Annotated in this window: 6 protein-coding genes; 1 reads left to right on the top strand and 5 read right to left on the bottom strand. The window is 40.7% G+C overall.

The window, feature by feature from the left end; genetic code table 11:
* Nucleotides 1–179: 179 nt before the first annotated feature.
* From LZF87_RS06035 to LZF87_RS06015, 5 genes are all read right to left on the bottom strand, one after another.
* Nucleotides 180–6,383, bottom strand: coding sequence for a T9SS type A sorting domain-containing protein (locus tag LZF87_RS06035; protein ID WP_244342991.1), 6,204 nt, complete (start codon nucleotides 6,381–6,383; stop codon nucleotides 180–182).
* A 514-nt stretch (nucleotides 6,384–6,897) separates the two neighbouring features.
* Nucleotides 6,898–7,941, bottom strand: a complete 1,044-nt coding sequence (locus tag LZF87_RS06030) for a phosphotransferase enzyme family protein (protein ID WP_244342989.1) — start codon at nucleotides 7,939–7,941, stop codon at nucleotides 6,898–6,900.
* A gap of 1 nt (nucleotide 7,942) precedes the next feature.
* Nucleotides 7,943–8,863 carry a nucleotidyltransferase family protein gene (locus tag LZF87_RS06025; protein WP_244342986.1) on the bottom strand — a complete coding sequence of 307 codons (921 nt, stop codon included), beginning with the start codon at nucleotides 8,861–8,863 and terminating at the stop codon, nucleotides 7,943–7,945.
* Complete coding sequence (locus LZF87_RS06020; protein WP_244342983.1) at nucleotides 8,850–10,241, bottom strand: Gfo/Idh/MocA family protein; 1,392 nt, start codon at nucleotides 10,239–10,241, stop codon at nucleotides 8,850–8,852. The genes LZF87_RS06025 and LZF87_RS06020 overlap by 14 nt, the downstream gene beginning before the upstream one ends.
* 86 nt (nucleotides 10,242–10,327) lie before the next feature.
* Nucleotides 10,328–11,143 carry a hypothetical protein gene (locus LZF87_RS06015; RefSeq protein WP_244342980.1) on the bottom strand — a complete coding sequence of 272 codons (816 nt, stop codon included), beginning with the start codon at nucleotides 11,141–11,143 and terminating at the stop codon, nucleotides 10,328–10,330.
* Between the two features lie 182 nt (nucleotides 11,144–11,325).
* Between LZF87_RS06015 and gcvP the strand changes: the two genes are divergently transcribed.
* The gene (gene gcvP, locus LZF87_RS06010) at nucleotides 11,326–14,175 is read left to right on the top strand and encodes an aminomethyl-transferring glycine dehydrogenase (protein WP_244342977.1); all 2,850 of its coding nucleotides are present in this window, start codon (nucleotides 11,326–11,328) and stop codon (nucleotides 14,173–14,175) included.
* The last annotated feature ends 435 nt before the right edge of the window (nucleotides 14,176–14,610 follow it).

Genomic DNA, 14,610 nt, shown 5'->3' with positions numbered 1-14,610 from the left:
TTTTTATCGCAAAGAATCAAAACCAAAAAATACCTTTAACAAATAAAAAGAAATTAAAAGCCTAGATTTCAAAAATTCACATTCATTCACAAGGCAATAGCCTGCCAGGACCGACGCCGATATAAAAAAACCGCCTGAATCATCAGGCGGTCCTTAAATAGGCAGATATTAATTAGTAATTATTTTTTAATCACTTTAACTGTTTTAACAACATCATCAGCTACAACTTTAACTAAATATGTCCCTCCAGCCAAAGGCGACATATCAATTGAAGCCGACATTGTATTTACAGTTTTAGTCATAACTCTTTGCCCTGTAATGCTGTAAACCTCTATAATAGAAATAGTTTGTCCATTTTCTACTTTTAAGATATCAGCAACCGGGTTAGGGTATAATTTTAAATTACTTAAAATAAAATCATTCACACCCAATGTCACAGAAGCAGTAACAGCCAAATAAGAAGTACTTCTACAACCCCCAACAGTCTGCATTGCATAGTAAACGCTTCCGTTTGTCAATTGCGTTCCCGCAGGAATTGCATTGGTCCCCGCTAAAGCATCAGCTGCTGTAGGATACCAAACAATACCAGGTCCTGTAGGTGTTAAATCTTCAATAGTAGCATCCGAAGGCACTCCTCCTGAAATAGTTTGTGTTGAAGACCCAACAGGTGCTGGAGTCGTATTTACTGTAATGGTCATCGTTGCTGTTGAAGCACACTGACCTAAACTTGGCGTAAATGTATACGTAGTTGTTGCCGCATTGTTTAATGCCGGAGACCAAGTTCCCGCGATTCCGTTATTGGATGTTAAAGGCAATGCCGACAATGTTGATCCGGAACAAATAGCTGCTACCTGAGTGAAGGCTGGAGCTGTAGCCGGATTTACCGTAATGGTCATCGTTGCTGTTGAAGCACACTGACCTGAATTTGGTGTAAACGTATACGTAGTTGTTGCCGCATTGTTTAATGCCGGAGACCATGTTCCTGCAATTCCATTGTTTGATGTTAAAGGCAATGCCGCTAACGTTTCTCCCGAACAGATTGGTGCTACCTGAGTAAAATCTGTTGCAACAGTTGGAGTAACTGTTACAGTTGAAACAGTGGAATAACCAGACATCCCTGCCCCACAAGTAACTTTTAACCTATAGTAAGTAGTCGCAGTAATAGTAGGCGTTGTTAAATTAGCATATGTTGTAGCTGCCACACCTTCATTTACTGGTGTTGTAAATGCAGGGTCAGATGAAGATTCCCACTGATATGTAATTCCATTACCAACAGTATGACCGTTAACTGAAATTATTGTACCTCCTGAAGTACATATTGTTGCTGTCGCTGGTGTACTATTCCCACCCAAAGCGGCAGCACATTGTACAAGAGCAAATTCGTCTGCTCCAATATCAGGAGTTGATGCATTTCTTGGTTCTCCATCAAAATCAGTTGTAACCATAGCAATGTTTGTTCCCGCATCTGCAACTTGTGTTGCTATAGCAGCATCGATATGCAGATAACCAGAATTTGAACCTACTTGACTTACAAAATTAGGATTCTCAGTCACCGAAACAACATCACGACCCACTGCTCGGCCTTTAAATTCATTTAAAGTCAAATCTGTAAGTCCGGCATTGTCTGTATAAATAGCCGTACCGTAAAACAAGTTATTGTTCGACGCATTATCATACGTATTTAATCCAGGCTTTCTTAAGACTACAGATAACCCTGTACCGTTAGCCGCGGAAGTATTCACTAAAATATTATTGCGCATCGATAAAGCCACAGTACTTCCGGCACTAACCGCACTACTTCCAAAATTAGCACCTGTACTGGAAGCATTTATTTTAACTGTATTATGATACAAATTAAGCGTAGCAACACTATTGGTCGCATTAATCCCAACCACCTGATTAGGAGTCCCCGCAAGGTTAGCTGCAGAAGCCGTTAAATCTCCGATAATATTATTATACATATTATGAGTAGTTCCTCCGGAAAGACCAATACCATATACAGCAGTCGATGCCGTAGAAGTACCCAATCCGTAGATTTTGTTTCGGAACACATTGTTAACAGCGCCCCCGCCTATCTGAATTCCATTAATCGTACTTCCTCCTGTAAATGTATGAATAGTATTTTCCGAAATGTCTGTCAAAGGACCACTCAATGTCAGTCTGATTCCATATAACTGTCCAGTTCCTGTCGGCGCAAGAGATAGATTGCTTATTACGTTTTTGCGGAATGTTCTGTTCCCTGTAGAGGCTACAGTAGAATAAATACCATTAACCGCCATCACAGCAGTAGAAGTTGATGACAAATTACCGATTACATTGTTTGTAATTGTTTCATTTGCAGAAGCGGCACTGGTAAAAATACCGGCAAGGTTATTTGTACTTGTAGCATGTGTCGAACTTAAATTTGTAATAATATTACCATCTACCGTTACATTCGGTGCTGCACCATAATTAATTCCGTATAAAGTTCCCGCGCCGTTTCTGGAGATATTATCAATTGTATTATTACTACAATTTAGCGTGGTTGCCGCTCCCCCAAAAATAGCCCAAACATTACCTGTAGTCGTTGTGGTAGCAATATTTCGGATTGTATTACCGTTGATGTTAGTTGTGTTTCCGGAAGCTGATGTTACCCCATTATAAATCCCATAAAATATACCCGTAGTGGATGTTAAAGAAATATTGGAAATAACATTATTGTTTAGATTATTAGCCGGAATTGAATTTGTCGGTGCACCAAAATAAATACCCTGGAAATGACAGGCACCACTACCACTTTCCGCTAATGTTAAAGTACCGGTTCCTGTACTGCTGGCATATCCCATGGTATTCCCTGTAAACTGAACATTACCTCCATTTGTCGGATCTGAGTAATGAATACCATACATGATTCCGACAGCTGTAAAAGTACGGGTCCCTGTCTGATACATTCTATTATTTGTCACAGTCCAGTCCATATTTCCTGCCAATACGTAAACCGCGGCACAACCTGTGCTTAAAAAATAATCATACAAATTACAATTGGTGATTGTAATCCCACTGTTTCCAATTGCTGCACTTGTAGTCGTACCTTTTCCGTAAATTAATTTGGAAGGAAGGTTAGAACCTGCAGGGCCGATGTTACAATTTGATATTGTATTGCCATCGTTCCCTGTTGTCGTTCCTGTGGCAAAATAAACCACACCACCGTCAGTAAGATTTGGCACAGTAGCCGAACCTAACACTGTACAATTCGTAATTGTATTGTTAGTCGCATCGGCCTGAAATTTAATAGTGGAAGTTCCAGCTGTGGCAGACGTACTTATATTCGAAATTATCAGTGAGCTACCACCTGTATTCAATCCATCTATGGTAACATAGTCCGCACCGTTGAATTGAATCAACTCAGAGGCCAAATTACCTGAAACTGTTGCCGCAACACCTGAAGCAGGTTTAATTGTAAGGGTCTTAACCGCGCTGGCATCAGCATTTTGCCGTATGACAATCGGATACGTTTCGGACGCATACGCTGTATCAGTCAACGTAAAAGTTACCGGTCCGTTCAGACATCTTTTATTATAATCTGAAACCGCTGCAGTCAATGTTGTAAAATTTCCACCAACCCCTACTGTATAAATACCATTCATAGGAGTCGCCAGCGTAAGTGGCGTTGTTGGTGGTGTTGCTGCTAAAGGAGGGTTAACGCTAAATCCGGCTGCTCCAAGAGAAGGATATACCGTCACATTTGGAGTTGCAGCATTATCTTGCGCTACAAAATAGTAACTAACACCATCCCCCATAACACTTCCTGTACCGATGGTAAACTCATAGACACCATTCCCCATAGACGTTCCTACCACAGCAGTATAAGCTCCCGAGTTTATTCTCCAATAAGCTACCGGCATACCGGTACCCGTTGTAGCCACACCCGAAGCATCTGTAAAAGTTGCCGAAATCGTTCTGCTGCCCGGAGCACATACTGGATCCGGAGTATGAACAATTGCAGGCGCCGTTAAGTCATTAGCAACTCCTGTAAACTCGTCTGCTCCAATATCCGGAGTAGTTAGACTTCTTGTGTTCCCATCAAAATCATTAGTCACCACTGAAGGAATTGCAGCACCACCACTTTCAATTTGTGTAGGCACAGTAGTATTAATATGTAAATAATTTGGATCGGAACCCACCGTACTTACAAAAGTAGGAGTCTCAGTCACCGACGAAACATCGCGACCTGTAGCTCTGGTTTTAAATGCAGCCAATGTTGCATCTAACCCTGTAAACCCGCTCGTTGTATGGATGTTAGTACCAGCGAATAAATTATTATCAGATGTTGCTCCATAATTTGCCATACCACCTGGCAATCTCAATACTACAGACACTCCTGAACCTCTGGACGGCAGGTTGTTGATCATAATATTGTTTCGCAATGTATACGGACCATCAGAATATACAATACTCGATCCGAAATTAGTCCCGGAATTTGAACCGTTCAGTACAACGGTATTATTGTAAATATTCATAGTCGGCGACCAGGAATTAAAACCGATTACCGCATGAGTGTCATTCGCTGTTGGCGCAGTTAAATCACCCATAATATTGTTATAAATATTATAGGTAGTTCCGCCTGTAATTGCAAAACCAATCACGCCAGATGCAGCTCCCGGACCATTTAATCCGTACACTTTATTATTGTAAACGTTATTAACTGTTCCTGATGACATACTAAACCCATTGATCCCGTTACCGGCTCCTTTATTCGGCCCCGCAATTGAACTGATGGTATTCCCTGAAATAACATTAAGAGCACCTGCGTTCGTCATTCTTATTCCATGAACAGTACCCGTTGACGCAGCTGCCATAGTAATATTACTCACAATATTATTTTGAATCGTTTTATTTTGATTACCCGTTCCGGTATTAATACCAAATACTACTTGAGAAGATGTTGACGACGAAGCCAAACCATTAATTGTATTATTGGTAATTGTCTCTGTCAAAGAGGCCACTGAACAATAAATCCCACCAAAAATAGCTGTACTCGTAGCACCTGTTGCGGTTGAACTTAAATTTGTAATTGAATTACCATTTACCGTTACATTCGTCGCTATGCCATAATTAATCCCATAGAAAATCCCCGCTCCGCTTCTGGAGATAGTAGCTATTGTATTAGTATTACAATTTAACGTGGCAGCCGCCCCTCCAAAAATAGGATTAACAACACCTGTATTCCCTGCACCAGTAATATTTCGGATTGTATTACCGTTGATATTAACAATAGAAGAGGAAGGTGAACCCACCCCATTGTAAATCCCATAAAAAGAACCCGTACTTGAATTTAAAGAAATATTCGCAACGGTATTGTTGTTTACGTCATAAGTCTTAGTTCCACCTGCCAATCCTGTGAAATAAATACCTTGAAATTGACCGGCAAAAGAACTTCCCGATAAATTTACAAATCCGGTTCCCGCACTGCTGGTATATCCTATTGTATTCGATGTAACCTGCAAATTACTCCCAAACGTCGCATTTGAGAAATAAATACCGTACATAACCCCGGCAGCCGAAAAAGAACGAACTCCCGACTGATATATCTTATTATCGTTTATAATCCAATCCGAGTTTCCTTGTCCAGCATACACTGCAGCACAACCAGTACTTAAAAAATAATCATACAAATTACAATTTCTGATGGTTATTCCGCTGTTTCCGGCAGTCTCTGGCGTTGTCGTACCATTACTGTAAATTAATTTGGAAGGAAGAGCAGTACCTGCAGGACCGATGTTACAATATGATATTGTATTCCCGTCATTACCGGTACCAGCGGCCGTTCCGGCAGCAAAATAAACCACACCACCAAGATTGGCAGCTGCAACTCCAGTAGGCGCAATACCTGAACCTAACACAGTACAATTCGTAATTGTATTGTTAGTTGCATCGGCCATAAACTTTATTGTAGCAACCCCTGCGGTATTAGTCGCATTCGTGTTGATAATTGTCAATCCGTTACCCCCGGCATTCAATCCGTTGATGGTAACATTGTCAGCTCCATTAAGCTGAATCAGCTCAGAAGCTAAGTTACCTGAAATAGTCCATGACCCACCGCTTGGAGTAATCGTTACCGACGACCAATCCCCTGCTCCAAGTGAAGCTGTGACAAGTTCAGTCGTATTACCGGTAATAGCAATATTGATATTAGCCCCTGTTTGCGAAATTCCAATAGCCGTGAACGCCTCACCCAAAGTAGAATAAGGTCCATTACCGGATGTTGCACCGGAAACAGTAACCTGTCCCCGAACATTTGAAACCCCAAAAAAAACAAACAAAAGCAGCACGAGCAGCTTTTGTGACCTCATCAGAAGCCCGGACGATGAGTCATCCGGCCCTTTAACGTATTTTTTCTTCATAAAATAAAAAATTTTTGTTAATAGTTGGACACGAATCTACACACAATTAACATTGTAAAAAATTTTATTTCCCAATAAATTAACATTTTATATCCAATATAACAATGTTTTCAAAAAAATACATATTTAACTAAAAAAATGATTTTTTTATAAAAAAATAATACGCAAAAACAATATTTAGCCAAACAAAAACAACTTTAAGTTATAAATTAAACATTATTTTTAAAAAACAAAGCCGGCCCATTTCTAATTATTTAATAGATAATTTCAAAAAAAACTGCAAATTCATCAACAACAGAGAACCCAGTTTCCTCCAATAAACATGAGCAAAAACCCACAGAAAAACGCTCTTCTGCTAAGGTCAAAAAACAGGTTTGTCCTATTTTACAGCAGCCTTTAATGTATTTTGAAGATTCTAAACAGATTGCCGATGGCAGAGATTTATGATCAGTCGCTTTTTGAAAACTGAGTCTCCGATCAGAATATCAACAGAAAGAAAAAAAATGCACTTCTATTAACAAAAAGTCAAAATCCCTTTCAGCAAATTAATCTGATTGACAGTGCGGTATAAATTATGATTTTCATAGGAGACATGATAGTAAGTATCCCCATTTAAGTAGTCGGTCAAAAACCGGATTGCCTGAATAAACACAACCACTTTAGCCGCATAATCCAAATTTTCCTTTTCAATGGGTTCTAAAACTGTTTCAAGGGAGGACAGAAAACCTTTCTTAGCAGCAGCAAACAGTTCCGGATCAAAATTGGTTTGGACAGAAATTGTGCTTTCATCATCTGTAATGTTGGTATACGACCGAATCATGTCACCAAAATCATAAAGCAACGTTCCTTCCATTACGGTATCCAAATCGATTACAGCAATTGCCTCACGTTTCGTTTCATGAAAGAGCACATTACTGATTTTAGGATCGGCATGAATAATTCTCTTGGGAAGTAAATTATTTTTCTGCAAATCAATCCAGGCATTTGGCAACTCAAGATGATCGTTAACAAACTGCACTACAGAAGCCGAAGCTGTTTTCCGTTCTTCCGACGCAGTTTCTAATGTTCTTTTATAATCCGAAATTCGTTTTTCGAAATTTATAAAATCCGGAAGCACCGGTTGTAGTTCTATATCACAGGAAGGACTGTTCATCACTTTATAAAACTGGCTGAATGCTTTAGCCGCTTCAAACGCAAGAGCAGGTGAGTCGGCCTTTATCAACGAAACGCTGTCCTTTATATAAGTAAACATCCTCCACGGATCATTATTGTCATCCAAAAATAACGGCTTGTTCCTTTGTGTAGGTACCGGCAAACTAACTTCTAAAGGATAATCCGATTGCTGCAGAAAAGCAATCACGCTATTGGTATTATGAGAAAGCGCATCCACATCCTTAAAGACGGCATTGTTTATTTTTTGAAGGATGTAATCCTGATTTACACTCTTATCGGTTATCAGATACGTTGCATTAATCAGTCCGTGTCCAATTTCCGAAACACAGATATCCCTTAAGGGTATTGGGAGAAATTTAGCTGCAATCTGCCGAACCTTTTCCATATTACCAAAGTTGAACCGGATAATTTCCTTTTTTGATTTCACCGAAAAGAAAAGCTTTCATAGTCTCTTTATCCTCAGGATACGTGAGCCCCATCCATTGTGAATTCGATTGATGAACCTTAACTTTCACATGATGATCGTTTATCATATACTGAATGGCTTCAGGGATATAAAATTCAGATTTTAAACTAGCTCCTTTTTGAAAGTATCGTAAAAATTCATCTTGCAAAAAATCGAAAACCGAAGGATGAAAACACCAGAAATTCATCGAAACCAAATCATTTTCATTTAAAATTTCCTTACCGGAAGCCATTTCAGACACAATTTCTGAACCCTGCCTTTGTATACGGGTATGTTCCACAACTTCAATCAGATTATGCGCATCATCGACCTTACACACACCTCTGGAAACAGGGCCGTTTTCACTCAGCGTAGTGCTGACAGGAAAGGCAATCATTTCATATCTATTTTTTTTTATAGCATCATCAGACATTGATTCCATAATTCTGACGTAGGAAGCCCGACCGTAAAAATCATCGGCATTAATAACAACAAAAGGTTCATTCACCAAGGTTTTAGCTGTCAAAACCGCATGCGCTGTCCCCCAGGGCTTGCTTCGTTCTTTAGCCAAACCAATATATTCTCGAGGCACAAAACCATCCACTTCCTGAGGAACAAAATGCATCTCGACATTATTTTTAATGCCGATTTGTTCCAGCAGAGCGAAATAATCTTTAGCTATAGTCGGATTTACAATTAAGACAAACTTATTAAATCCGGCACGGATTGCATCGAAAATCGAAAACTCAAGCAGCGTTTCTCCCGAATCCAATAAGGCATCGGTTTGCTTCAGACCTCTATAGCGGGAACCTAATCCGCCGGCTAAAATCACAAGCGTTTTATAACTTTTAGAATGCTCCATCAAAACCAAAAACAGGTTTACGGGTTTTCCAGGCGCCTTTGGTAAAATCGGGAATTTCCTGCACAGCACCATTGTTTTTAATCGACATTTCGCTTAGCGGCGTAATCGCATACCAGGTCGCCAAATCATAAACATCCAGTGGAAATTCCACATTACGCTTAATGCATTCGATAAAGGTATTATCCACAAAGAAATCCATTCCTCCATGACCTGAATTTTCTGCATCTTTAGAATAGCGCTGCCATAATGGATGATCGTTTTCAGTGAGCCATTTTTCGGTAGTCTCCCACTCATGGGATTTTTTCATAGCTTTCTCGAAATAAATAAAGCCTTTGTTCAGTTCGCCGGCACCGAAATCCTGCCACAACCCTTCTGTTCCTTGTACACGAAATCCTAAATTATAGGGACGTTGTAAACTGGTATCGTGCGTTAACAAAATGGTTTCGCCATTAGCACATTGTATCTGCGTGGTAACAACATCTCCTTGTTTAAATTTTACATTTGCATTCGGATGCTCTTTCCCTCCTTTGGGATGCTCCACTATATATTTATTCAAACCCCTTGCCTTGCTTGAGAACGAAGACAAACGCAATAATCTGTTTCCTCTGTTGACATCAAACATAATTGCCACAGGACCCAATCCGTGGGTTGGATACAATTCACCATTTCGGTTAACATAATGATTGGTTCTCCATTTGGCTTCGCTATATCCTTTTTCTCCAAAATCCACGCCCGAATTATATGGGCTTTGACCATCATTGAACAGTACACCTCTCAAATCATGTTCGTACCCGCCCTGCCCGTGGATCAATTCCCCGAACATCCCTTTGCGTACCATGTTCAGCACTGCCATGATATCACGGCGATAGCAAACATTTTCAAGCATCATGATTGGCACTTTGGTTTCCTCGTAGGCTTTTACATATTCCCAGCAATCAGAGAGTTTCATGGCACCGCAAACTTCCATACCCACTATCTTTCCGGCCCGCATCGCGGCAATCCCCTGCTCTTTGTGCCATTCCCAGGGAGACGATATGATGACAGCATCAATATTCTTTTCCTTTAAGAGGTTCTTATAATCATGATCCCCATTGGAAAATTCTTTTGGAGCGGGCTTCTTGTATTTGGCGACCAATTTTTGCGCCATTTCAAGCATTTGCTTATCCGGATCGGCGATAGCCACTATTTCGACATCAGCCCTTTTGAGCATTTCCTGCATGTGCCACTGTCCTCGCAATCCGGTTGCAATAAAACCCAGACGGACTTTTTTGGTTATTTTTTCATCAAACGCAAATAATGAGTTGGGCAGAATTAGAGCCCCAAAACCGGCAAGCGCCGTTGTCTTTATAAAATCGCGTCGGTTGGAATTATGAGTCATAGCGGTCCTTTTAGTGTTACTAAAATAGTGTTTTTAAAGGAATTATCCTTTTTTTAAACACAAAAAAAGCTTTGCATCCAAAAAAACTACCTCCAGAAAATCACCATCAGCCACCAAAAAACAGGAATGCTTTCCACCCAAAAATCGGTGTAGTAAATCGAGCGTTTCGGATTGGCAAAAACGGTAAAAAGGGCAATGACGATAACCAATACCAGATTGATCCATAGTTGACGTACCTCAACATCGGATTTCAAAAATTCAAGGAAATAAAACGGAACCAACAGGAACAAGTTGAGTATTTTGGTTTTTTTCACACCCAGCTTCTGAGGAACGGTCTGCAACGATAAATCATCGTGTTTCAAATCGATGATTTCAAAAATCAATATCAAGATAATTACCAGTAAAAAGCGCTGGCAGAATTTCAGCCATACATCATGGGAAAGCGGTAAATCCGCATTGATTATCGGCAAAAACATGGTGATTCCCGCCCAGCAAAAAGCGACAATATAAATCTTTACCCCTGCCCAGTTGCGGGCATTTCCAATCTTGGGAAAAACGGGAAGGGTGTACAAAACAGTCAAACCCAAAAAGACCACTGATACTATCTGCGTAGGTAGTTCCAGATGAAAAAAATAGTAGACCGTCGCCAGAAACGAAACAATACTCAAAGCCACAATCGCCTTTCGTTCCATAGTCATTTTCAGTTTTTTAGCACGTACTAACTCATCATATTTTACGAAATTATAACCCACGATTGTTCCGAAAAAAGCAAATAAAACCATCGGCTCATCATACCCAATATGGAAGAAATGGAACGTCATACGCACCAAAGCATACACCGACAAAGCCACATGAATGCTTCCGTTCAGGTAAAAATCGAATATCTTTTTGAGTAATTGCATCCTTACAAAATTAAGCAATCTGACAACAACTCTAGTTTTAAGTTGAAAAATCCTCTAAAAATTGGCGTTAAAAAACGAGTTTATTAGCAGATTAATAATTATTTTTGTACCCTTTAAAAACACAACGTAATCATAGTTTGCGCCTCTGGCCCAAACACTTAAACAAACAGTAGAGAAAACTGATGAAAACAGATGCATTTGCTTTAAGACACATCGGTCCGAGAGAATCGGATTTACAACACATGTTTAAAACCATTGGCGTTAAGGACATGGACCAATTGCTTTACGAAACTTTTCCTGACGGAATCCGTTTAAAACAAGATTTACAGTTAGACCCTGCCATGACGGAATATGAGTATTTAACTCACATAGCTCAGTTAGGCACAAAAAATAAAGTATTCAAATCATACATCGGTTTAGGATACCACCCAGCGATTGTTCCGCCGGCTATCCAAAGAAACATTTTCGAAAACCCGGGATGGTACACGGCTTATACTCCGTATCAGGCTGAAATCGCACAAGGTCGTTTAGAGGCTTTGTTGAACTACCAGACTATGGTTATCGAATTGACCGGAATGGAAATCGCCAATGCATCACTTCTTGATGAAGGAACAGCTGCAGCGGAAGCAATGACGTTACTTTTTGACGTAAGAACGCGTGACCAAAAGAAAAACAACGTTAACAAATTCTTCGTTTCGGAAGAAATTTTACCACAAACGTTATCGATTTTACAAACTCGATCGACTCCTTTAAACATTGAGTTAGTTGTCGGTAATCATGAAACTTTTGATTTCTCAGAAGATTTCTTCGGGGCAATGTTACAATATCCTGGTAAATACGGACAGGTTTTCGATTACGCAGGTTTCATCAACACCGCAAAATCAAAAGAAATTAAAATAGCCGTTGCTGCTGATATCTTATCGTTAGCAAAATTAACTTCTCCTGGAGAATTAGGTGCTGACGTAGTAGTTGGTACTACACAGCGTTTCGGTATTCCGATGGGTTACGGAGGTCCTCACGCAGGTTACTTCGCAACTAAAGAAGAGTACAAACGTTCGATGCCAGGTCGAATTATTGGAGTTTCTATCGACGTAAACGGAAACCGTGCCTTACGTATGGCATTAGGTACTCGTGAGCAACATATCAAACGTGAAAAAGCAACTTCTAACATCTGTACCGCTCAGGTATTGTTAGCGGTTATGGCGGGTATGTATGCTGTATACCACGGTCCGAAAGGACTACAGTACATCGCTGATAAAGTACACGCGTCAGCAGTTACTACAGCAAAAGCACTTTCTGTTATCGGTGTAAACCAAGTGAACTCTGCTTTCTTCGATACAATTTTAGTGAAAGCCGATGCTGCTAAAGTAAGAGCTATCGCTGAGAAAAACGAAGTAAACTTCTTCTATCCTAACAACGAAAGCGTTTCAATCTCTTTCAACGAGACGACTTCAATTTCAGATATCAACACTATCGTTGCTATTTTCGCGGAAGCGGCTGGAAAATCAGCTGTTCACGTTTCGGAATTGGCTACTGAGGCATACTTACCTGAAAAATTAATCCGTACCTCATCGTTCTTACAACACGAGGTATTCAACAACCATCATTCTGAAAGCCAGTTGATGCGTTATATCAAAAAATTAGAGCGTAAAGATTTATCATTGAACCACTCGATGATTTCTTTAGGTTCTTGTACGATGAAATTGAACGCTGCTGCAGAAATGTTGCCGCTTTCAATGCCAAACTGGAACAGCATCCACCCGTTCGCTCCGGCAGATCAGGCACAAGGTTACCTGACAATGCTTAAGAAATTAGAAGAGCAATTGAACGTGGTTACCGGTTTCCAAGGAACATCGTTACAGCCAAACTCGGGAGCACAAGGTGAATACGCAGGATTGATGGCAATTCGCGCTTACCACATCTCTCGCGGTGAAGGACACCGTAACGTATGTTTGATCCCATCTTCTGCTCACGGAACCAACCCGGCTTCTGCAGCTATGGCGGGAATGAAAATCATCGTTACTAAAACTACTCCGGAAGGAAACATCGACGTAGAAGATTTAAGAGCAAGAGCTATCGAGCACAAAGACGATTTGTCTTGTTTGATGGTAACGTACCCTTCTACTCACGGGGTTTACGAATCATCTATCATTGAAGTTACTAAATTAATCCACGACAACGGCGGATTAGTATATATGGACGGTGCAAACATGAACGCGCAGGTTGGATTAACAAATCCGGCTACTATTGGTGCTGACGTTTGTCACTTGAACCTACACAAAACATTCGCTATCCCTCACGGTGGTGGCGGACCTGGAGTTGGACCAATCTGTGTAAACGAGAAATTGGTTGACTTCTTACCAACTAACCCGGTTGTGGCTACAGGCGGTAAAGACGCTATCTCTGCTATCTCTGCCGCTCCTTACGGTTCTGCTTTGGTATGTTTGATTTCTTACGGTTACATCTGTATGTTAGGTGCTGAAGGTCTACGTTCTTCTACCGAGCATGCTATTTTAAATGCAAACTACATGAAAGCGCGTTTCGAAGGCCACTACCCTATCCTTTATTCAGGAGAAATGGGACGTGCAGCTCACGAAATGATCCTGGATTGTCGTTCATTCAAAGAAAACGGAATCGAAGTAGGTGATATCGCAAAACGTTTAATGGACTATGGTTTCCACGCGCCAACAGTATCGTTCCCGGTAGCGGGTACTTTAATGGTTGAGCCTACTGAATCTGAAGATTTAGCTGAGTTAGACCGTTTCTGTGATGCGATGATTTCCATCAGAAAAGAAATCGAAGCTGCTTCTACAGATGACTCTAACAACCCATTGAAAAATGCTCCTCACACGTTAGCCATGCTAACTGCTGAGCGTTGGGACTTCCCTTACTCAAGAGAGAAAGCGGCATATCCGTTGGAATATATCGCAGACAACAAATTCTGGCCTTCTGTTCGTCGTGTAGACGATGCTTACGGTGACAGAAACCTTGTTTGTTCTTGTGCACCGATCGAAGCTTATATCGAGAGCTAGTTTGCAGAAGGCAGATAACAAATAGTAAAAACCCTTTCGGAAACGGAAGGGTTTTTCTTTTGTACTGCCTTTTGTTTTCAATAGCCGAACCACTTGATACGGTGGCTGAGGCCCTCGAAGCCACGTGTTATATAATTGTATTCTATCTTTAGATGTGCCTTCGAGAGCCTCAGGCACCGCGCGTCATTCATAATACCGCGCGTCATTCATAATATGGTTTTGGGGAAGGGTTTTCTTTTGTACTGCCTTTTGTTTTCAATAGTCGAACCACTTGATACGGTGACTGAGGCCCTCGAAGCCATGTGTTTTATAATTGCATTCTGTCTTTAGATGTGCCTTCGAGAGCCTCAGGCACCGCGCGTCATTCATAATATGGTTTTGGGGAAGGGTTTTCTTTTGTACTCCTTTTGTTTTCAATAGCCGAACCACTTGATA

The sequence above is a fragment of the Flavobacterium enshiense genome, assembly GCF_022836875.1.
Taxonomy (GTDB): domain Bacteria; phylum Bacteroidota; class Bacteroidia; order Flavobacteriales; family Flavobacteriaceae; genus Flavobacterium; species Flavobacterium enshiense_A.
Note: the sequence above shows the minus strand (reverse complement) of the source record. Positions and strands in the feature narration are given on the sequence as shown.